This window comes from Paenalcaligenes sp. Me131 (assembly GCF_050487225.1).
Taxonomy (GTDB): Bacteria; Pseudomonadota; Gammaproteobacteria; order Burkholderiales; family Burkholderiaceae_B; genus Paenalcaligenes.
Map to the genome: position 1 here is coordinate 952,341 of NZ_JBKQGY010000001.1, position 21,058 is coordinate 973,398.

At 51.7% G+C, this 21,058-nt stretch carries 15 protein-coding genes and 1 tRNA gene; 9 read left to right on the plus strand and 7 right to left on the minus strand.

What is annotated here, in order from left to right; genetic code table 11:
* Positions 1 to 831, plus strand: coding sequence for an ankyrin repeat domain-containing protein (locus tag ACLPHM_RS04600; RefSeq protein WP_430220087.1), 831 nt, complete (start codon positions 1 to 3; stop codon positions 829 to 831).
* 11 nt (positions 832 to 842) lie between these two features.
* Here the strand turns inward: ACLPHM_RS04600 and ACLPHM_RS04605 are convergent, their stop codons facing one another.
* The gene (locus ACLPHM_RS04605; protein ID WP_430220088.1) at positions 843 to 2,078 is read right to left on the minus strand and encodes an MFS transporter; all 1,236 of its coding nucleotides are present in this window, start codon (positions 2,076 to 2,078) and stop codon (positions 843 to 845) included.
* A gap of 11 nt (positions 2,079 to 2,089) precedes the next feature.
* Complete coding sequence (locus tag ACLPHM_RS04610) at positions 2,090 to 3,148, minus strand: methyltransferase domain-containing protein (protein WP_430220089.1); 1,059 nt, start codon at positions 3,146 to 3,148, stop codon at positions 2,090 to 2,092.
* 139 nt (positions 3,149 to 3,287) lie between these two features.
* On the opposite strand from ACLPHM_RS04610, the gene ACLPHM_RS04615 reads away from it, so the two are divergent.
* A complete protein-coding gene (locus ACLPHM_RS04615) occupies positions 3,288 to 4,265 on the plus strand; it encodes a helix-turn-helix domain-containing protein (RefSeq protein WP_430220090.1) in 978 nt (325 codons plus the stop codon).
* 293 nt (positions 4,266 to 4,558) lie between these two features.
* On the plus strand, positions 4,559 to 7,714 hold the full coding sequence (locus ACLPHM_RS04620; RefSeq protein ID WP_430220091.1) for a TonB-dependent receptor domain-containing protein: 3,156 nt from the start codon (positions 4,559 to 4,561) through the stop codon (positions 7,712 to 7,714).
* Between the two features lie 54 nt (positions 7,715 to 7,768).
* Here the strand turns inward: ACLPHM_RS04620 and pdxR are convergent, their stop codons facing one another.
* Positions 7,769 to 9,259 carry a MocR-like pyridoxine biosynthesis transcription factor PdxR gene (gene pdxR, locus ACLPHM_RS04625; RefSeq protein WP_430220092.1) on the minus strand — a complete coding sequence of 497 codons (1,491 nt, stop codon included), beginning with the start codon at positions 9,257 to 9,259 and terminating at the stop codon, positions 7,769 to 7,771.
* A gap of 175 nt (positions 9,260 to 9,434) precedes the next feature.
* Between pdxR and ACLPHM_RS04630 the strand changes: the two genes are divergently transcribed.
* The 5 genes from ACLPHM_RS04630 to glyA all read left to right on the plus strand — a co-directional run bounded on the left by ACLPHM_RS04630 (position 9,435) and on the right by glyA (position 14,548).
* Positions 9,435 to 10,268, plus strand: a complete 834-nt coding sequence (locus tag ACLPHM_RS04630) for a YggS family pyridoxal phosphate-dependent enzyme (protein WP_430220093.1) — start codon at positions 9,435 to 9,437, stop codon at positions 10,266 to 10,268.
* Complete coding sequence (pdxK, locus tag ACLPHM_RS04635) at positions 10,265 to 11,113, plus strand: pyridoxine/pyridoxal/pyridoxamine kinase (protein ID WP_430220094.1); 849 nt, start codon at positions 10,265 to 10,267, stop codon at positions 11,111 to 11,113. The genes ACLPHM_RS04630 and pdxK overlap by 4 nt, the downstream gene beginning before the upstream one ends.
* Before the next feature lie 71 nt (positions 11,114 to 11,184).
* On the plus strand, positions 11,185 to 12,423 hold the full coding sequence (gene trpB / locus ACLPHM_RS04640) for a tryptophan synthase subunit beta (RefSeq protein ID WP_430220095.1): 1,239 nt from the start codon (positions 11,185 to 11,187) through the stop codon (positions 12,421 to 12,423).
* Positions 12,416 to 13,273 (plus strand): tryptophan synthase subunit alpha, encoded by an 858-nt coding sequence (trpA, locus tag ACLPHM_RS04645; protein ID WP_430220096.1) that lies wholly within the window; start codon positions 12,416 to 12,418, stop codon positions 13,271 to 13,273. Before trpB ends, trpA begins: the two co-directional genes overlap by 8 nt.
* Before the next feature lie 9 nt (positions 13,274 to 13,282).
* Positions 13,283 to 14,548: a serine hydroxymethyltransferase gene (gene glyA, locus ACLPHM_RS04650; RefSeq protein ID WP_430220097.1), complete on the plus strand. Its 1,266-nt coding sequence runs from the start codon at positions 13,283 to 13,285 to the stop codon at positions 14,546 to 14,548.
* 51 nt (positions 14,549 to 14,599) lie between these two features.
* Here the strand turns inward: glyA and ptsJ are convergent, their stop codons facing one another.
* The 4 genes from ptsJ to ACLPHM_RS04670 all read right to left on the minus strand — a co-directional run bounded on the left by ptsJ (position 14,600) and on the right by ACLPHM_RS04670 (position 18,629).
* Positions 14,600 to 15,895, minus strand: a complete 1,296-nt coding sequence (ptsJ, locus tag ACLPHM_RS04655; RefSeq protein ID WP_430220098.1) for a MocR-like B6 salvage transcription factor PtsJ — start codon at positions 15,893 to 15,895, stop codon at positions 14,600 to 14,602.
* Between the two features lie 203 nt (positions 15,896 to 16,098).
* Entirely contained in the window at positions 16,099 to 16,887 is a 789-nt protein-coding gene (locus tag ACLPHM_RS04660) for an aldolase (RefSeq protein WP_430220749.1), read from the minus strand.
* A gap of 67 nt (positions 16,888 to 16,954) precedes the next feature.
* Positions 16,955 to 18,439 carry an L-lactate permease gene (locus ACLPHM_RS04665; RefSeq protein ID WP_430220099.1) on the minus strand — a complete coding sequence of 495 codons (1,485 nt, stop codon included), beginning with the start codon at positions 18,437 to 18,439 and terminating at the stop codon, positions 16,955 to 16,957.
* Positions 18,440 to 18,555: 116 nt separating this feature from the next.
* Positions 18,556 to 18,629 (minus strand) — tRNA-Cys (locus tag ACLPHM_RS04670).
* 126 nt (positions 18,630 to 18,755) lie between these two features.
* Here ACLPHM_RS04670 and ACLPHM_RS04675 point away from each other — a divergent pair.
* Positions 18,756 to 21,020, plus strand: coding sequence for an Orn/Lys/Arg family decarboxylase (locus ACLPHM_RS04675; protein ID WP_430220100.1), 2,265 nt, complete (start codon positions 18,756 to 18,758; stop codon positions 21,018 to 21,020).
* Positions 21,021 to 21,058: the final 38 nt, after the last annotated feature.

The window sequence follows — 21,058 nt, forward strand, 5'->3', positions numbered from 1 at the left end:
ATGACAGACGACAACTCATTACTGTATGCCTGCGTCATCAACGACCTAGCCTTGATCAACGAGCGATTGATCAACGTAAAACCCGCGCAGCTAAAAAAGAGTACGCAAGAAACCGGCACGCCATTACATGCCGCTGCGCTGAATGAAAACAAAGAAGCCGTTCGCCTGTTACTGCAAGCTGGTGCAGACATTGAACTGGGTAATTTCCTACGCAATAACGCCATGCTGGCATGTATAGCGGCAGGCAAACTGAGCATGGCCAAATTCTTGATAGAACAAGGCTCTGACATCAATAAAAAAGGCTGCCAAAACCGCAATGCCTTAAGCCAGTTGCTGTGCTATGCGTGGGATAGAGACTTTGCCAACTACTTGGTAGAGCAAGGCTGTGATGCCACCCAAACCTCACGCGACAACTACAGTTTGTTGAACGATGCCGCGTGCCAAAACAATGGCGATGCCATTGAGTTCTTTCTGCAATTTCCGGTAGAACCTGCGCATCTGAGCTCTGCTTTGTGCTGGGGAATCATCAAAAACTCCCCTACCGCCGTCCAGATGCTCATTGAAAACGGGGCCAGTCTAGACGAGATGTACGCCACCCGAAAAGGCTTAGAAAAAGGGGCGTACCATTTAGCTGCGCTACACGAAAATGGCGTGGAGCTCATTCAACTGCTGCAACGGCACGGCCTAGATTTCTCTCAAGCCCCAGAACGCGCCACAGTAGTCAGGCTAGATAAAACCAAACTCAGCCCCTTGGAATACGCCAAAACGCATTTCGCCAAATGGCCTGAGGCTAGCTATTTGGCGAAAAATATTGCAGCGATGGAAGCATAACGGCTAGCGCATTACTGGTTACGTAATAAGGCCTCTGTACTGACACCCACGCTATGGCGCACTCGGCATGACAACACGAACGCAAACAGTACGCCTAGCGTTAAGGCACTCAGCATGGCTACGTGACCAAAGTGATCTAAGATCACACCGGCCATAATAGGGACCGCCATACGTGCGAGGGTAAAAATGGTTGATTGCAAGCCATAGTCAGAGGCATTGCGTTGACGACGCGTGAAAAACATCGTCAGCCCAAATAGCAGCGCTGACACCGCCCCCATACTGGCAGCAATACTCAATGCAATCACCACCAGCCATGTAGTCCCCCACTCTGCCCATACGGCTGCCGTCAACAGTGATAAGGACAACAGCGCGGCCAACAGATAAATAGGAATGGCGCGTGCAGCCCCCAAGAACGAGGCCAGACGCCCCCCTAGCAAACTAAATACGGCTCCGGTGATACCACCCGCTATCCCTACTGTCCACGCCACATCTTCTAACGGCATGTTTTGATCCAGCATCAAGGGCTTTAAGTAAAACCACACTGCGCCGATAAATGGAAAGCTAGTCAGAAGTAGGCTAGTCCATTGTTTAGCGCCCTCTTGCCCAAAAAAACTGGCCCAATCAGCCACGAAGCCTGTAGGTGCGTGTGTCGTTGGCTCGCTCTGCAATCCGGCTTTGGAGCGTAAAAATGCAAAGGGTATGCACCCTAGTAGCAGCGCCACACCCATCATGACAAACGGTGCTTGCCACCCCCACTTAGCCTGTACCAGCACCATCACACCCGCCCCGATGATAGCGCCCAAAAACAAGGCAGCCGACCGTATGCTGCCTGCTCGTAACTGTTCAGCGCGAGGTAAGTACTGAACCGCCAACGCATTCAATGGAATATCCATCCAAGTCGCCACAATACTGATGCCAAAGGTTAATGCGAACAGGGACACACGGTCATTAATCAGGTTGGCCTTGCCTATACCCACGTACAACACCAACAGCAAGACGGCCATCACCCATAGCCAATTCACAAAATGTGCAGTACCTAGTCGTACTCGTTGCACAGGCATAGCCAGCAACAACTTAAAAATAGCTGGCAATGCGGCCAACTGGAACAACCCTATTTCAGTGCCAGACCAACCATGCTGACGCATCACTAATGGCATGCCCAACAGTAAATAAATACTGGGTACAGCCAATACCAAATTCATCCAACCAAACAGTAGCTGTGCGCCCCACATTCTCCACGCTGTCATTGTTCCTACCCTCATTCCTTACGTGCAATCACAGCCGCTACCGGTGCGACAGGAAAGCGCACGGCGTCGTACTGCTGTATTTGTGTAAATCCCACCTGTTGCAACTTCTGAGCTAATTGCCCCTCTGGCCAAACCTGTCGGCCTTGCATACGCATATGCAAGTAGTAATGCAATACAGCGGTAGCCTTATGCGCTTCTGCAGGCACTTCGGCATGGCAACACACCAGCACACCACCAGAACGTAAAGCCTGATACAAGCGCTGTAGTACCGCCTCAATATCTGGCACAAAATGCAAAACCGACGAACACCAGATAATGTCATAATCCGCCCCAAACTCATCCGTGAGTAAATCACCCGCCATAGTGTGTACGCGGCGCTCTAGGCCTGCAGCCTCAATGCGTTGCTGCGCCACCTCTGCTGCTTCGGGATATTCAAATACCACGGCCTGCAACTCGGGTTGCTGCTGCGCTAAAGCAATGGCGACCAAACCAGGGCCACCGCCCAAATCCAATAAGCGTTGCGCTTTCTCATACTCCGGCAAGCCTGCCACTAACTCACACGCCACCTCTGTGGTCACGGCGAGTTGTTCTTGTGCAATTTGTAGGCGTGCGGCCTCTGCCCACCCTTTTTGTACTCGTTCTGGCTCGGGCACATCCACGACTCCTGTTGTGAGCAAGCCCTCTAGCTGTGTACCCACACGTCGCAAAATCGTGTGTCTAAATAACAAAGCATCCCCGCAATACAACGGTGATGCGGCATTGAGATAACGTCTACTGTCTGGCGTATTCCGGTATAACCTGACAGCGCCACCTTGACACTCCACCAGCCCTAAACCACTCAATAGCTCCAGGAAATAATCCGTATTGGTGGCATCGAACCCCAAGCGCAGGGCCAACTCTGCTGCTGACAGCCATTGATCTAGCTGTGTAAATACACCGTGCTGCAATGCCAGTTGCAAGGCATCAGCACTCAATCCTGCCAATTGCATATCCCAACAGGGCTGTAAGGCATGTGGTTTCACCAATGACTCTATAGAAACGGCTGGTTCTGTTGCGTGGTACGACATCATTTCTTACCTCTACTCGTTGCTTTTCAATCGCTATCGCTACATCAGAGAGAAATGATATACACTAAATGAGAATAATTCACATTAAGATCTATGCAAAACGTAGAGATTCATATGCGAGACGTTATGACTAGGGGAAATCATGAGTACGCGTAAACAGGGCTATCGTTTAACCACTGAGGAGCCCAGATCTAGGCATGTACTTCAGGATGGCAGAGTACGGCTGCAACTGCCTGATGAGTTAGGCCATTGTTACGCTGACTCAGTAGAGCTAGAACCCGGTTTTTCATTGGGACGACTGCACTACCACCCTAGCTTTTCTCTGGTAGAAGAAAGCCAAGGCCCGCATGCAGGCCGTGTCATGGTCATTACCGTAGGCTTACAAGGGGAGTCCGCTTATCAGGGAGAACGCACCCCCGACCTACTGTTCAAAGCCGGCCACACCACGGTGACAGCCTTTCACTCACTACGCGGTGAGCGCCACTATCAAGAAGATCAGTCTGTATCACAGCTACGTTTAATCATCAGTGAATCCGCGTTACATAAATATGTGGGTTCAGAACGAGCAACTCAACTCTTGGATTGTGCCGGCCTACATAGACTCTCTTTCCATAGCAGCAGCCAAGCCACCATGGCACATGCCGCTGCGTTGACTCGCTATATGCAGCCCAGCAATCACGACCAACCACTGCATACACAAAAACTGAATCTGCATATTCATGCTCTCAGCCTACTCGCTGAGCAATTCAATCGCCTTACCCCTCCTACTCCCCAACCCGCTGCACCGCTCTCGGTAGAAGACATACAACGAGTAGAACGCGCACGCGACCTGCTCAGTTCGCAGTTGGATCAAGCCATTACTGTCGAATACTTAGCCACAACCGTGGGGATCAACGAGCACAAACTCAAAGAGGGTTTTCGTTATTTGTATGACAACACGCCCATAGGCTTGCTACTCGAACTACGTATGCGCAAGGCTTATACCCTACTGGAATCGGGCCTACAGGTTGCTCAAACGGCTTGGCAAGTGGGCTACAAATACCCCAACAACTTCTCCGTTGCCTTCACTCGGTATTTTGGTCGATCTCCTAAATCTATTTTTGGCAATAAACGCCTATAGCAGCGCATTTATCTAGGCGACTACGCGTGACTAACCTCCCTCATCTACACCGCTCGCGCACCTAAAATCGTAGCGTGTCACACCGCATTGACAGCCTCGTTATGCGGCAGCATAGAAATTGCTCCGTCACGCATACAAATCTAAGTGATAACTATTCTTATTGATAAGCATAATATCCCGGTGCCAAGCAGCATCGATGGGTATAACCCTCACCTTGCCTGGTCACCACATCAAAAAGCGCCCTCTAGGCGCACGGGGATTTTTGTTTAACACACGGGGCTGGGGTTCGTTTTATGTACGCCGTTTCATCACCATTAGAAAAAAAACACACGCTTAAACCGCTGGTATACGCCATGATTTTGGCCTTTTGTGCAGGGCACTCGCAGGCACAACCAGTAGGGATTCCGGGTAGCGCATCTAGCAGTACAGACCGTACATCAAAACTGCAAACCATTACGGTTAAAGGCAATCAGGAAACGCCTGATGAGGTAGGAAAATCAGATGTGTACGCCAAAGACATCTCTAATGTGTATGCGGGTAAAGACGAAATAGAACTGTACAAAGGCAGCTCAGCGGGCGATTTATTCAAAGGTTTAAACGGTGTCTATGCGGGTGATTCGCGCAATAGCGGTGCATTAGACCCGAACATTCGCGGTATCCAAGGTGAAGGCCGTATCCCCTTAACCGTAGATGGGACAGAACAAGCCACCTCTGTTTGGTTAGGGCCAGCGGGCGTGGCCAACCGCAACTATGTTGATCCCAATATGATCAGCAGTATTTTGGTGGAAAAAGGCGTGTCCGGTAGCACGGGCCCCGTTGGTATGGGGGGTACGGTACAAATCCGCACACTGCAGGTGGACGATATCATCAAACATGGCGAGAGTTTTGGGATTGAGCTGAAAGCAGAGACAGCCACGAACTCCACCAAACCCAATGAGCGCTCTTTTGGGGTATTTGGTAAAGACTATAGGGATATACCGGGTGCTGTGTTTGATAAGGGCGGTACCAATGGCGTGATTTTGCCTAGTGATATTGCTCAGGCTCGATTACCTAAAGAGGGAGATGGTGGGAAAAAACTCAATCTGGAAGACCACTCTTACCGCCTTGCCATTGCTAATAAAAGTGAGCACCTAGACGTACTGGCCGCCTACAGTTACAGAACCCGCGGCAATTACTTTAGCGGTAAAAATAATAGTGCAAAATACGAACATGACACGTGGCAAGAACAAGCCAAGCAAGACAACCACCCGTCGTATACTTTCCCTAGGGTGAGTTACATTGCCAAATATTATCAGCCCGGTGATGAGGTATTAAACACATCTAGCGAACTGGAAACCACGCTACTCAAAGGTACGTTGCGGCTACCTCATGATCAAACCATCGACATGGGTTATATGCACAGTAACCACAAATTTGGGGAAAACGTACCGTGGAATGTGGTTTGGGCTGTGCATGCTTTAGATGGTTATGGCGAGAAAACCATCGCCCAAAATGAAAACCCTTATAGCAGAGTTAAACAAGACACGTGGAACCTGAATTACGCGTGGAACCCTGAGGGAAACCCCTACATTAACTTCAAAGCCGGCGTCTGGCTCACCCAAAGTGATAGTGCACGACATCAGAATGGTGATGTTATTTTTGGCACCCAGGGGGATGGCTGGAATGGCCGAGATCACAACTGGGATGACTATACCGACTGCCACATAAACGGTAGAGATGTGCCTATGTGCGCCAATGTACCTAACACGCCACCAGACAAAGCCCCTAACGAAGATGGCCGTTACAACATCACTGCGCGCGCCTTACAAATTACCGACCACCGCCGTACCGGCTTTAACCTCAGCAATGCCATGACCTTACATCCCACCTTGGATTTGAGTGTGTCGGCAGATTTCACCAAAGAGAAATTGAAACAGCGCGACGCTTCAGAAGATCTGAAGCATTTAACTGAGCTCACCTGGGGAATTAATCACATGGGTCCACGATCGGGGACACGCCAACAATGGAATTTTGGCTTTAACTTCGATTGGCGCCCTACTGACTGGCTACAAGTCAATGCAGGAGCCAGATATAGCGACTATTGGTCTTACGACGACAAACTGGCCGACATGCGTAGTCAACAGCATAAGGACTGGGCCGTCTCGACTGCACTCAAAGGATATCACTACAGAATCCAACGTCTAATGACAGATCAAGAGGTCGATGCCTATAACAATGAAATTATCGAAAATTTACCCACTAGATATGAGCGCTATAAAGAAGACTGGCAAATTATGTATGACTTCGACCCAAGCTTTGTGGATGGCCCACTTAAGTCACCAGAAGAGCTCCTAGCATATAGTCTTGAGGTTGGAAAAATCAACGGATACCGCTACACCGAAGAAAGCGTCTATGTGCCCTCTGGTGACAACCATAGAGGTTATGCCGCCAACAACCCTTTTACTAACGGTGAAATAGACTCCACCGAACAAGTCACTAACGCCCAAGGCCAAGAAGGCACTGTCAACAAATACATCCCCGTCACAAGCGGCGGCGATCGCAAACCAGTGTACCAAGACGAGTCCGAAATCAAGGACAAATGGGAAAAACCCAAAAAACAAAAAGACCACGCTTGGGTACCGCATATTGGGCTAACCGCTTTCATTACCGACGATATACGCGTTTACGCCCGCTATAACGAATTTGTGCGCTTCCCCAGCCTGTTTGAATCCTCACTAGCAATGGCGGGCAGCAATAAACGTTCTACGGGTGTGGCCGGCAACCCTGAACACGCTTACAACTGGGAAATAGGCTATGTGCATGATTTATCTAGCTACTTCCCTAGTTTGGAATATGCCGACCTGAAAGTTAACTACTTCCACAATCGCATCAAAAACTACATAGATAGGGATTGGGATTTCAATATTACGCAATTTGCCGAAAAAACCATGTCAGGGCTTGAGTTACAAGCGCGTATAGATACTGGCAAGTATTTTGCCAACTTTGGGGGCACCTATCGCATCAAACAACAACTGTGCGACCACGATTACGCCCAAACCTTCACTCCTATTCCTGGTTTTTCTACAGGAAGAGAGATGCCTGATTGCGTGGATGGCGGCTTCCCTCGTACTTTTGCTCGAACCAGCTTACAACCTAAATACTCGCTAAACCTCGATGTTGGGGCTCGTTTACTCAATGAAGACCTATTAATAGGGGCTAGGGCCGTGTACCACAGTGAAGCCAAAAACAGGGACGAAACTGCCATGAACTCGTGGGGCTTTAATAAAAGCAACTACTGGAACCCCATTTTGGTCTTTGATGCCTACGCCAGCTACCAAATTCACGAAAACCTGAATGTAGACGTTGCCGTGAGCAACATCACCAACCAGTACTACCTAGACCCTATGGCGCGCACCGCCCTGCCCGCCCCAGGTCGCACCATACGTATGGGGTTAACCGCTCGTTTCTAGATGCATAGAGTAAGTGTGTGACGTTAGGCCGCTCTTAACACAGCGGCCTTTTTTTTACGGCTTTAACGCCTGCAACACATGCGCCAATTTTTTAACCCCCACCTCCATCTCTCCCGGAGTATGCGCAGCAAAGCCCATTAAAAATCCGGCTTTATGCTTGGTTGAGGCGTGTAAAGCCGTTAATCCCAACAGATCTATACCCGCGCGTTTGGCGGTCTCAACGGCAACTGCTTCAGGAATATTTTGCGTCAGTATGCACGGCATCTGCATGCCTCCTTTAGGCACACGAGGCTCTAGGAAGTCAGTCAGATACGTACGCACTAACCGCTCTAGCACATCTCGCCGCTCAGCATAGACTGCACGCATGGTACGTATGTGCGCGCCGAAATGCCCACCCTCTATAAAACGCGCCAGCGTTAGCTGTGGCAAGGGTGCGCTATGCCCATCCAATAAGGTACGTGCGACAGTCATCGGGGCCACCAACTGCGACGGCAGCACCATATACCCTATGCGTAGCCCTGGGAATAACGACTTGCTGAATGTGCCTATGTAAATGGTGCGTTCATGTGGATCTAACCCTTGCACGCAAGCGGTAGGTTTGCTCGCGTAGTGAAACTCACTGTCGTAATCGTCTTCGATAATCCATGCCTGTTCACGCTGCGCCCACTCGATAATGGCCAAGCGCCTTTCTAGTGCCAAAGTCGCTCCCGTAGGAAACTGATGCGATGGCGTTAGAAACACGGCTTTGGCAGCAACTTCCGCTTGGGCTGCCTGCAGTTGCTCTACTTTCATCCCATCCGCATCCAAGGGCACAGGTACGCACTGCAACCCTGCCGCATCAAAGGCTTTACGCGCCCCGTGATACACGGGGTCTTCCACAAAAATTCGGTCTCCGGCATCCAACAATACAGTGGCACATAGTGTTAGAGCTTGCTGCGAGCTGGTCAGCACCAACACACGATCTGGCGTAGCGTGTGCGCCGCGCTCTAAATTGACGTAGTCCGCAATGGCACGGCGCAATGACTCTACACCCTGAGGCTCGCTGTGCAACAAGGCTTGGGTACCATATTCTTTAATTTCTAAACGCTGCAAACGCTCCCACGTATGCAAGGGGAAATTACGCGTTTCCGGCACGCCAGGCGCAAAGGCCCGAGGCGCCACAAAGTCTCGCAAACCACCGCTGCTAAACATCGCACTACCACGTTGGCTTAAGCGTAAGGCCGGTTTGGGTGCACTGGAGCGCCTGACTAAACCCCGCCCAGGTAAGCGCTGTACCTGCTCAGAGATAAAGGTACCACTGCCTACGCGCCGCTCTATAAACCCTTCGGTATGCAGTTGGCTGTAGGCCTCTTCTACGGTCCCTCGCGATACACCTAAGGATTTTGCTAAGGCGCGTGAGGCTGGCAACGGGTGCCCTGCTTTCAATGCGCCATCCAAAATGAGCTGCCTTACGGCCAAGCGTATGCGCACATGCAGCGGCAAGGCTTCATGCACCGGATCATTCATCCACACTTTGACTGACTCTAGTTGGGCATGCTTAAACAATGGTCTATATACCTTAAAAAAAGTGGCTATGAATACTGGGCCATTTACGATGTATAAAACAGTTAGGTCTTTGTCGCAATGCCATGTTTCTAGCCAGCCACACCTAGACCAATTCTTTGCTCTCTATCGTCTGCGCACGGTAGCTGTTTCATCCTTGATCAAAAAGGGGTAAGTAATGTCGGAAGCTATAGGCACTCAAACCCGCCACGACAAACACGGGCTATATCCTCAAGCTACTTCGGTAGATGATTTCAAACACAACATTGCCGCGGTACAAGCCCGCATTGCCGCCGCCTGCCATCGCGTAGGACGCGACCCCGCCAGCGTGCGCTTGTTGCCCGTTAGCAAAACCAAACCAGAGTCCAGCTTGCGCCTGGCCCATGCGGCTGGTTGTACGCTCTTAGGCGAAAACAAAGTGCAAGAGGCCTACCGTAAATGGGAGGCCATGCAAGACCTCACCGATTTGCACTGGTCTGTGATTGGGCACTTACAAACCAACAAAGCCAAGTTAGTGGCTAAATTTGCCAGTGAGTTTCAAGCCCTAGATAGCTTACGTGTGGCCGAAGCCTTAGACCGCCGCTTGCAAGCCGAAGGCCGATCTTTGGATGTGTTTGTACAGGTCAATACCTCGGGCGAAGCCAGTAAATACGGTTTAGAGCCTGAAAATGTGCAAGCTTTTGTAGAGCAACTTCCGGCTTTTTCAGCGCTACGGGTACGTGGTTTGATGACCTTGGCGTTGTTTTCTGCCGAGGCCGAACGGGTACGCCAATGCTTTATCTTGCTACGTAACTTGCGTGACCAGCTACGACAAACCGCCCCCGCTGGCATCAGCATGGACGAGCTTTCTATGGGGATGTCAGGCGACTTTGAAATTGCCATCGAAGAAGGCGCAACCGTGGTGCGTGTAGGCCAAGCTATTTTTGGTGCCAGACCCTTACCAGATAGTTACTACTGGCCTACTGCTGGTGCCAGCGATACCGATGATGCCCCGCCGCAGGAGTTGCCATGAAACCGCTACCCATTGATGTGGTCTCCATACAATCTCAAGTGGTGTATGGGCGCGTGGGCAATAATGTCGCCGTTCCCACACTGGAGGCGTTAGGGCTATCCGTTGCTGCTGTGCCCACCGTACTGTTTAGTAACACGCCACACTACCCGTCTATGCATGGCGGCCTTATACCCATAGAATGGTTTGAAGGCTACTTACAAGATCTCGCTGCCAGAGGTGCATTGCGTTCGTTACGGGCACTGTTAGTAGGCTACCTAGGCGACCCCTTACAAGCGCTGACTTTGCTGCGTTGGGCACATAATTTGTCCAGAGCGGGCATGAATCCCCGTATCGTCATTGACCCTGTGCTGGGTGATCACGACCACGGCATTTACGTGGATGACCGACTTATACAAACCTACAGCCGTGACTTACTCCCCATGGCTGATGGGCTCACTCCCAATGGCTTTGAGCTAGAGCAACTCAGTGGTTTACCCGTGCATGACGTAGAAAGCGTGATCAAAGCCGCTCGTAGTTTGCTCACGGCGAAGACCCAATGGATTGCTGTCACCAGCGCCGCCCCCGAAACGTGGGAGCCCGGTGAAATGAAAGTGGTGCTAGTCACCCACACCGACACAGAAGTCATCACGCACCCCCGTATTGATGCAGCCCCTAAGGGTACGGGCGATTTGTTTTGTGCCACCCTGACTGGCCATTGGCTAAATGGCACCAGTTTGGCGAAAGCTGCGTTCTTAGCCTGTCAGCAAGTGGTGCTCGCGTTAAGCCACACCCAGCAGGCTCAGTGCGCTGAGCTAGTGCTCTCGCCGGTGGTTCGCTACCCCACTATGGCTGACATGCACATGTAGCACGGGGCGATCTACCGCCCACGATTGATACCGCTATTGCACAGATCAGATACTGTGCAGAGGAGCCCCGCATGACCACACATTCGCACAGCGACCTGCTGGCTAAAGAAGGTTTTTTTGGCCCCTTTGGTGGCTGCTTTATCAGCGAAACCTTATCACAAGCCGTAGAAGAATTACGTCTGGCCTATGAGCACTATAGTCACGACCCTGCTTTTATCGCCGAGTTCACGGAAGAACTGGCTAGCTACGTAGGTAGGCCCTCGCCTGTTTATTACGCTAAACGACTAAGTGAAGAAACGGGTGGCGCACGCATTTTTCTAAAGCGTGAAGACCTAAATCACACTGGCGCGCACAAGATCAATAACGTAATAGGCCAAGCCATGCTGGCATTACGTATGGGTAAACGACGCATCATCGCCGAAACCGGTGCTGGACAACACGGCGTAGCAGTCGCCACCATTTGCGCGCGCTATGGTGTGGAGTGCGTTATCTATATGGGCAGCGAAGACATAAAACGTCAAAACCCCAACGTACAACGCATGAGATTACTAGGTGCTACGGTAGTGCCGGTTGCCACAGGTAGCTGCACCCTGAAAGACGCCATGAACGATGCCATACGCGACTGGGTGGCCAACGTAGACGACACCTTTTACCTCATCGGTTCAGTAGCAGGCATGCACCCCTATCCCACTATGGTGCGAGATTTTCAAACCGTCATCGGTAAAGAATGCCTGCAACAAATGCCTACGCTTTTTCAGCGGTTAGATATGGCCCAACAACAGCCAGACGTGGTGATTGCTTGCGTGGGCGGTGGCAGTAACGCCATAGGCATTTTCCACCCCTACCTGGACCATAAAACGGTGCGTTTGATTGGTGTAGAAGCGGCTGGTTTAGGACTGGACTCTGACCAACACGCTGCTTCCATTCAACGCGGTAGCATAGGCGTACTGCACGGTAGCCGCTCGTTGATTTTGCAAGATGATCTGGGCCAAGTGCAGCCCACGCACAGCATCAGTGCCGGCTTAGACTATCCCGGTGTTGGCCCTGAGCATGCTTGGCTACATGAAATAGGTAGGGCTGAATACGTAGGCATTACCGACGCTGAGGCCCTAAGCGCCTTTCATCAGCTTTGCCGAGTAGAAGGCATTATTCCCGCGCTGGAAGCCAGTCATGCCGTAGCCTATGCCATCAAGCTGGCTGCTACGCTCACGCCTGAACAAGCCATCTTGGTCAACTTATCGGGGCGCGGTGATAAGGATATGGAAACCGTCATGGCTAGCTCTGCCACTCAGGAGGGCCGCCATGAGTAGAATCGCTGCCACTTTTGAACGGCTACAAGCACAGTCCCGCAAAGCCTTAATCCCCTACGTAACCGCAGGCTACCCTTATGCGGATATCACTCCTGCCCTGATGCACGTATTGGTAGAGGCCGGTGCGGATGTTATAGAGTTGGGTGTACCGTTTTCAGACCCTTCTGCGGATGGACCCACCATACAAGCTGCTGGCGAACAGGCGTTACGCCAAGGCATAGGGCTACCCACCGTATTAAAACAAGTCAGCCAATTCAGACAGACCAATAACGACACCCCTGTAGTGTTAATGGGCTACGCCAACCCTATAGAGCGCTACGACATCTTACGTCATACCGGTGCCTTTGCTGAAGATGCCGCCAAGGCTGGTGTAGATGGTGTGTTAGTGGTGGATTACCCACCCGATGCATCCGAAACACTAGCTGCACAACTGTGCCAACACGACATAGATTTGATCTTCTTGTTGGCCCCAACCTCTACCGAGGCACGTATACAGCAAGTGGCTGAACGTGCGAGTGGCTATGTCTATGGCGTATCCATGAAAGGCGTCACGGGCGCCAAAACCTTAGACACCACGTTGGTACAGCAGATGCTGTCACGCCTACGTCGTCACGTACACACTCCCATCGGCATAGGCTTTGGCATACGCGATGCCAGTACGGCCCGAACCATCGCTCAAATGGCTGACGCCGTTGTCATTGGTTCGTGGCTCATAGAAAGCCTAGCCAACAAACCTGCTGCCGAAGCGCTAGCCGTTGCCAGTGACATGATTCGCGACATACGCCATCAGCTGGATCTGGATATGCCTGAGCCCGTGCGCAGCCCTAAATCACCTTCTTTACGAACCTAGGATCATCCCATGTACGATACCTCTCTCACCCTCGCAGAGTTTGACCCCACGCTTGCTACGGCCCTACAAAAAGAACAACGCCGTCAAGAAGATCACGTAGAGCTGATTGCCTCTGAAAACTACGCCAGCCCATTGGTGATGGCCATACAGAACTCTGTCTTCACCAACAAATACGCTGAAGGCTACCCCGGCAAACGCTACTACAGCGGCTGCGACAACGTAGACGTTGCGGAAGCGCTCGCTATCGAACGCCTCAAACAACTGTTTGATTGCGACTACGTCAACGTACAACCGCACGCTGGCGCACAAGCCAACGCCGCCGTATTTTTGGCCTTGGCTCAACCAGGCGATACTGTGATGGGCATGAACCTGGCACAAGGTGGTCACCTAACCCACGGTAACCCCTCTAACTTCTCGGGCCGTCACTACAAAATCGTGCCTTACGGCCTAGACCCAAAAACAGGCCTCATTGACTACGACGACATGGAGCGCATCGCCCTAGAAACCCGCCCCCGCATGTTGATTGGTGGTTTCTCGGCCTATTCCCGCCACAAAGACTGGGCTCGTATGCGCGAAATTGCTGACAAAGTAGGCGCGATTTTCTGGGTAGACATGGCTCACGTTGCGGGTTTGGTCGCGGCAGGCGAATACCCAAATCCCATTCCTCACGCGCATGTTGTCACCAGCACCACCCACAAGACCTTACGCGGCCCTCGTGGTGGGATTATCTTGGCTAAAGGGCAAAGTGAAGAGTTCTACAAAAAACTGGATTCAGCCGTCTTCCCTGGCATTCAAGGTGGCCCCTTGATGCACACCATCGCGGCTAAAGCCATTGCCTTCAAAGAAGCCTTACAGCCTGACTTTAAAGTCTACCAACGCCAAGTCGTCACTAACGCCCGCGCCATGGCCGCCGTGCTCATGAAACGTGGCTACCAAATCGTATCAGGGGGGACTGACAATCACCTGATGCTCATAGACTTGTCCAGCAAACCCTATACCGGTAAAGATGCTGATGCGGCGTTAAGCGATGCTTACATCACCACCAACAAAAACTCCGTCCCTAACGACCCACGTTCACCCTTTGTGACCTCTGGCGTGCGTATAGGTACACCAGCAGTCACCACACGCGGTTTTGGTGTGGCGGAATGTGAAGAGTTGGCAGGCTGGTTGTGTGATGTGCTGGATGCACTAGAGAACGGTAATCTGGAACAGGTAACCGCACGGGTACAAAAGCAAATTGTGGAACTGTGCCGTAGATTTCCGGTGTATGGCTAAGAGTTATAGCCCTATAGCCTGACAACAGTAAGGCGATTTTTCGCCTTACTCCTACCCCACACTACGCTTAATATCCTGCGCTAACTGTTCACATTGCTCGGGGCTGATATCAGAAATGGTAATGCGCAAACCATTGATCTCTCCCTCTACGGCTAAGCTACTGCCCTGTCTAACCAGCCAACCACGTCGAGCCAATGCCAAGGCTATAGCTTGATCATCCCCCTGCAACGGTAGCCACAAGTTCAAGCCATCACTGTTCGTTTGAAAGGCTATGCCGTGTTTTTGCAGGCCCTGCTCTAAGGTCTGTCGGCGTTGTTGGTAGTCTTGCTTGGCCTGCTCTATTAAGGCTGTGGTGCTGGGGTGGGTCACAATGGACTCCACCACATCTTGCAGCAGATGGCTAACCCAACTGGTGCCTGATGCCAAACGTAAACGTAATTCTTTAGAGGTGGCGCTGTCACTGGCTACAGCGGCTACACGTATGTCAGGCCCCAAGGCTTTAGAAAATGACCTTACCAACGCCCAACGCGTGGCAGTCTCAGGAATCACCGAGTAGTAGTGGGCAGTGGACAGCAACGCAAAATGATCATCAACGATGATCAATACATTGGGGTATTGGGCAAGTACCTGCGAGAGTTCTTTCGCACGCTTTTTGCTTAGGCTGCATCCAGTCGGATTATGCGCACGCGGGGTCAGCAACACTGCTCGGGCACCTTTACGCAGTGCTTCTTCCAATTCGTTAGCCAGCATGCCTTCGTCATCTACCGACACCCCTGTGGCCTGCAAACCTACTGCGCCCAAGCTATGTAAGCTACTTAAAAAGCACGGGTTTTCTACCGCGACTTTGTCACCCGCCACCAGATATGCATTTAACAGTCGCTCAATGGCATCTACGGCACCGTGCGTCAGGTCTATGTCGAACTTTGCGGGGCAATCTGGCTGCATCCATTGTTGGATGTAACGGTGTAAACCTGCATTCACCGTAGGCTCACCATACAGTCTGGGTGTATACGGTTTACGTTGCAACGCTGCCGCTATATCCGGCAGCCATGTTGCGTTGGGATTGCCACTGGCTAAGTCGGTTAAGGGCGAATCGGCCTGTGCCCCCTCTTGATCACTAGATTCATACTGGTTGCGGATGATAGTACCTAAACGGCCATGCGTAGTCGCAATGCCTGCCACCACTAACCGTCGGTATGCCGCTGCTACCGTATTTCTGCTTATACCCAATTGCACCGCCAAATCACGTACAGGGGGAAGCGAGTCACCCGACCGTAATTGCTGTGATTGCGCTAAGGCTCGCACACAATCAAAGATCTCTGCAGCGGTTTTACCGTGTATAGCCATAGTGTTCCGTGAAAATAATCAGGCCTAACGGGCCAAAAGTACTGTTGCCGTGGGTGCATGTTCTGTAGAACGTAGCGGTACGCCATGCAGAATTTTGCCATAGCCCACCCCGCTAAGCGACCTCTTCCCTCTTTCCTACCCCTTACTTAGCATGACCACAAAGCAGCCAAGCACCGTTATCACGGTGCTTTTATAACTACCACTTAGCGTATGCAGTCCGCATGGATGGGTTTTTTCAACATGCGTCGCACATAATACTGAAACGACACGCTATAGCGCTTGGGGCGCGATACCCAATCATGTGCCTCTTTGCCCAACGCGGGATCAATGGGCTTGATCTCCCCTGCGCTACTCGCCAATAACTGCATGCGTGCTGCGCGCTCAAAGGCTAAAGCCAACATACACGCTTCTTCCACACTAGACCCTGCAACCAGTAAACCATGGTGCGATAGCATTAAGGCGCGCTTGTCACCTAGGGCACTGGAAATCAATTCGCCCTCTTCGTTGCCTACCGGAACGCCCGGCCAATTCGCTACAAAGGCTACATCGTCATAGAGCAAACACGTGTCCATATGCGAAATAATCAGGGGTTGCTCTAACATGCCCAGTGCTGCAGTGTGCATCGCATGGGTGTGAATAATGCACTGCACGTCTGGCCGCGCCCTATACACCCAGGAATGAAAACGGTTAGCGGGGTTAGGGATGCCTTTGCCTTCCAGCACGTTTAGGTCTTCATCGACCAGCAACAAGTTGTCTTCGGTGATTTCATCAAAGCCCAAGCCTAATTGCTGCGTGTAATACTGCCCTGGCTCGTTTGCTCTACCCGTAATTTGCCCCGCCAAACCTGAGTCATGGCCGTTATCAAATAAGATCCTACAGGTCAGTGCTAACTTCTGGCGCAAGGTATAGCTGTTGTCTTGAAACTGCTGATCCAACTGCGAGGTAGATTGCGAGATCAGCGTAGCTTTATCTAACGTAAATGTAGTAGGTATGGTCATCTTTGCTCCTTAAACAGCACAACAAACACTTCAACAACATGCACAGCCATACCCTAGGCGTTTAGCGATATAACACCACACCTAGAGCAAGTACCATCAACACCATTAACGCCATCACTGCAAACGGTACAAGCTGCGTATAGACCTGTCTTTCTTGCCCTCGCCCACTAGACAGAGTCGCGGCAATAGACATGCGTACCGGTGAAAACAACCCTAGTGACATGCCCGAGACTTGCTGCAAGGCGGCTACCGCAGGCACGCTTAGCCCAGCCTGCACAGCTAACGCTACTTGTGAGGGTAGGAAAAGACTGTTACCGGGGTTACCGCTATTGGTCAGTACACCAAACGCCCCTGATAGCGGTGGTGTCAGCAAAATGGTTTTCTCGCCCAACACAGCAAAGATAGCCACTGCAAAAGCACCAGAGATCCCCGATGCGGTTAATACTTCGGCCATCATCGCAAACAAAAACACCGCCAGCACAGCATGCTTACCCGTCGCCCACGCGCTCTTGATCTCAGTACCCAACACTGACGGCTGACCTCGCACCCACGCGGTCACAATGCTGCCCACAATGAGCCAAGACCCTGCATGAAATAAGGGTGCCCACGAAGGAAGGTCTGTAAAAGGCGTGACCCGCCATAGGCTATCTAACGTACTGCGTAACTCTGGCACGAGGCGCGTCAGTGCCAAGCAAGCAATCAACACCACATACGGCAACACCTTGGTGGCTGCCGCTAACGCTTGGCTACGTGTGGGTTTATTGTCCAGTACATAGCGCAACACGATTAACGGCCCATAGGCCGCCAGCAAGGCCGTTTCTGGCCCTAATGCTGCCGTAGTCGCAGCCAAGCACACCATGCATGCACCTATCCAACCCGCTTCGCGCAAACACTCCATACGGCTCGCTGCCATCCCCGCTTTGCGGGCGGTTTGCCAAAACAGGCTTAGCCACACCAGCATCAATAGCGTCACTGGCAACACTGAGTACAACCCTAGTTGCACTGCTGGAATACGTGCGTACGCAGCGGCCAGTATGGTGCCACTGCTCATTGCTCCCCACGGAATCACCGTTTGACTTAGCAAAGCAAACACCATGAGATGGCGTGGTGCAAAACCCAAATGGCGTATTAACATCACCGTGCCCAACATGCCTACGCCAAAACCTGTGGCCGACTCGGCAAACGGCCCCACCAAGAAACACGCAAAAAACACCAAGCGGCGCTTTGAGATGCCGTCGTGGCTGCTGTTCGAGGTTGGTATCGCTAAAGGGGATTGGGAAGATGAAGTTGATGATGACCGAGCAGCCACCTGCCAGAACAGCAGCCCGCCTACGATATACGGTGCAATCACCGCTCCTATCCATAGTCCGCGCAGCAAAGCCACATATAGATACTGAGCATCAAACCACGCACTAGGCCCCGTTAACAGCGCCACTGGCACTGCACAGGCTAACCCCAAGGTGGCGGCAATCGTGGGGTTGACTCGCCCGCTGACTATAGCGGCTAACAGAGTCAGCGTGGGCAAGGACCACAAGAAATACGTCATTGAGTCTGCTGTTGCTGTACGAAGACGGTAGGCCAGTTACCCGGCCAAATGCCCATTCTGCCTGAATTCATGGCGTCGTTGTAGACGCATCACACGAATACATCGCCCATGCAGGATGGAGGCGCGGGCTGGAATTAAACCAACCTACATGGATTTGCAGTCCACCGCATCATCACTCTGCCACCGCGCCATCTTTTGTCATGGGACAAACTGTATTATTATCTATGTCAAAGTTTTTAGCAAGTACATGATGCGTCGTAAACACAACTCATGAATCACCCAGCCCTTGCCATTCCTCTTTATCACAGGACACGCCATGCAGTTTCACTTCCCTATCGTCATCATTGACGAAGACTTCCGTTCTGAAAACACCTCTGGATTGGGCATACGTGCGCTCGCGCAGGCCATACAATCCGAGGGCTTTGATGCGTTGGGCGTCACCAGCTATCACGACCTTAGCCAGTTCGCCCAACAACAAAGTCGTGCCAGCACTTTCATTTTGTCCATCGATGATGAGGAGTTCACCGCTGACACGGAAACTTCGCCAGCGTTACACAACATCCGCACGTTTATCAGTGAAGTCAGACGCCGCAATGTGGACGTGCCTATTTACGTGTACGGGGAAACCAAAACCGCACGCCACATGCCCAATGACATCTTGCGCGAACTACAAGGCGTCATCCATATGTTTGAAGACACGCCAGAGTTCGTCGCTCGTCATTTAATACGTGAGGCCAAAAACTACCTAAACGGTATCAAACCACCGTTTCTGAAAGCCTTGTTGGATTACGCCGAAGACGGTTCGTACTCGTGGCATTGTCCAGGGCACTCTGGTGGCGTGGCCTTTTTAAAAAGCCCAGTGGGCCAAGTGTTTCACCAATTTTTTGGTGAAAATATGCTGCGCGCTGACGTGTGTAACGCCGTGGAAGAATTGGGGCAGTTGCTGGACCACAATGGCGCTATTGGGGCCAGTGAGCGCAATGCCGCGCGAATCTTTAACGCCGATCACTGCTTCTTTGTCACCAACGGCACTAGCACCAGCAACAAAATAGTGTGGCAGCATGCCGTCGCCCCCGGCGATGTCGTTGTAGTCGACAGAAACTGCCACAAATCACTGTTGCACAGCATTGTGCTAACCGGTGCTATCCCGGTATTTTTGCGCCCTACGCGCAACCATTTGGGGCTGATAGGCCCCATCGCTAGAAGCGATTTCTCACCTGAGGCCATTAAAGCCAAAATAGCCGCCCACCCGCTACTAGCCGGTGTGGATACAACCCGCATTAAACCCCGTATTTTGGTGCTTACCCAGTCCACGTACGATGGCATTATGTACGATACAGAGGTCATTAAATCTGCATTGGATGGTTATGTAGAAGCCTTGCACTTTGATGAGGCGTGGATCCCTCACGCGGCCTTTCATCCTTTTTACAGCACCTACCACGCCATGGGTAAAAAGCGCCCACGCCCACAACATTCGCTGGTGTACTCCACCCAATCCACCCACAAACTCTTAGCAGGCCTTAGCCAAGCTAGCCACATCTTGGTACAAGACTCAGGCACACCTCAATTCGATAAACACTTGTTTAACGAAGCCTATTTGATGCACACCTCTACCTCGCCCCAGTACGCCATTATTGCGAGCTGCGATGTGGCTGCTGCCATGATGGAGCCGCCCGGTGGTCAAACGCTGGTGGAAGAAAGTATTGTGGAAGCGCTGGATTTTCGTCGAGCAATGCGCCAAGTGGGCGAACAGTTTGCCGACGATGATTGGTGGTTTACGGTCTGGGGACCTGAACACCTAGACGATGAAGGCCTAGGCCGCACCGAAGACTGGATGCTGTACGGTGATGATCACAACGCCAGTTGGCATGGTTTTGGCCAACTTGCCGACGGTTTCAATCTGCTAGACCCCATCAAAGCAACGATCGTTACCCCCGGCTTAAACCTAGACGGACGCTTTGATGCGACGGGCATCCCCGCCCCCATCGTGACCAAATTTCTGGCTGAGCACGGCGTCATCATTGAAAAAACGGGCTTATACAGTTTCTTCATCATGTTCACCATTGGCATCACCAAAGGCCGTTGGAACTCATTAGTTACCGCCTTACAGCAGTTCAAGGATGACTACGAACGCAACGTACCGGTGTGGCGCATTTTGCCCAGTTTTTGTAAGAAGTATCCGCGCTACGAAGAGATGGGGCTGCGCGACTTATGCGAGTACGTACACCACATCTACGCTACGCATGATATTGCCCGCCTCACCACTGAAATGTACGTAGAGGAAGCCGAACCCGCCATGAAGCCTAGTGATGCGTATGCCCATATCGCCACACATCGCACTGAGCGCGTAGAAATCGATCAGCTAGAAGGCCGCATCACGACCAGCTTAATTACTCCCTACCCACCCGGCATCCCATTACTGATTCCTGGCGAACGCTTTAACCGCACTATCGTGGACTACTTAAAATTCTCACGCGAACTGAACCGTGTCGCCCCCGGTTTTGGTACGGATATACACGGGTTTGTTGAGCTCAAGGACGCCGAAGGCAACCCTCGCTATTACGTGGATTGCGTGGCCTAACTCGCAAAAAAATACCGCAGTTTTTACACTGCGGTATT

Coding starts and splice junctions, on each gene's coding strand:
- ACLPHM_RS04610 (WP_430220089.1), bottom strand. CDS start 3,148: ATGATGTCGTACCACGCAACAGAACCAGCCGTTTCTATAGAGTCATTG.
- ACLPHM_RS04675 (WP_430220100.1), top strand. CDS start 18,756: ATGCAGTTTCACTTCCCTATCGTCATCATTGACGAAGACTTCCGTTCT.
- ACLPHM_RS04615 (WP_430220090.1), top strand. CDS start 3,288: ATGAGTACGCGTAAACAGGGCTATCGTTTAACCACTGAGGAGCCCAGA.
- ptsJ (WP_430220098.1), bottom strand. CDS start 15,895: ATGGCTATACACGGTAAAACCGCTGCAGAGATCTTTGATTGTGTGCGA.
- ACLPHM_RS04665 (WP_430220099.1), bottom strand. CDS start 18,439: ATGACGTATTTCTTGTGGTCCTTGCCCACGCTGACTCTGTTAGCCGCT.
- pdxK (WP_430220094.1), top strand. CDS start 10,265: ATGAAACCGCTACCCATTGATGTGGTCTCCATACAATCTCAAGTGGTG.
- ACLPHM_RS04630 (WP_430220093.1), top strand. CDS start 9,435: ATGTCGGAAGCTATAGGCACTCAAACCCGCCACGACAAACACGGGCTA.
- ACLPHM_RS04600 (WP_430220087.1), top strand. CDS start 1: ATGACAGACGACAACTCATTACTGTATGCCTGCGTCATCAACGACCTA.
- trpA (WP_430220096.1), top strand. CDS start 12,416: ATGAGTAGAATCGCTGCCACTTTTGAACGGCTACAAGCACAGTCCCGC.
- ACLPHM_RS04605 (WP_430220088.1), bottom strand. CDS start 2,078: ATGACAGCGTGGAGAATGTGGGGCGCACAGCTACTGTTTGGTTGGATG.
- ACLPHM_RS04620 (WP_430220091.1), top strand. CDS start 4,559: ATGTACGCCGTTTCATCACCATTAGAAAAAAAACACACGCTTAAACCG.
- glyA (WP_430220097.1), top strand. CDS start 13,283: ATGTACGATACCTCTCTCACCCTCGCAGAGTTTGACCCCACGCTTGCT.
- trpB (WP_430220095.1), top strand. CDS start 11,185: ATGACCACACATTCGCACAGCGACCTGCTGGCTAAAGAAGGTTTTTTT.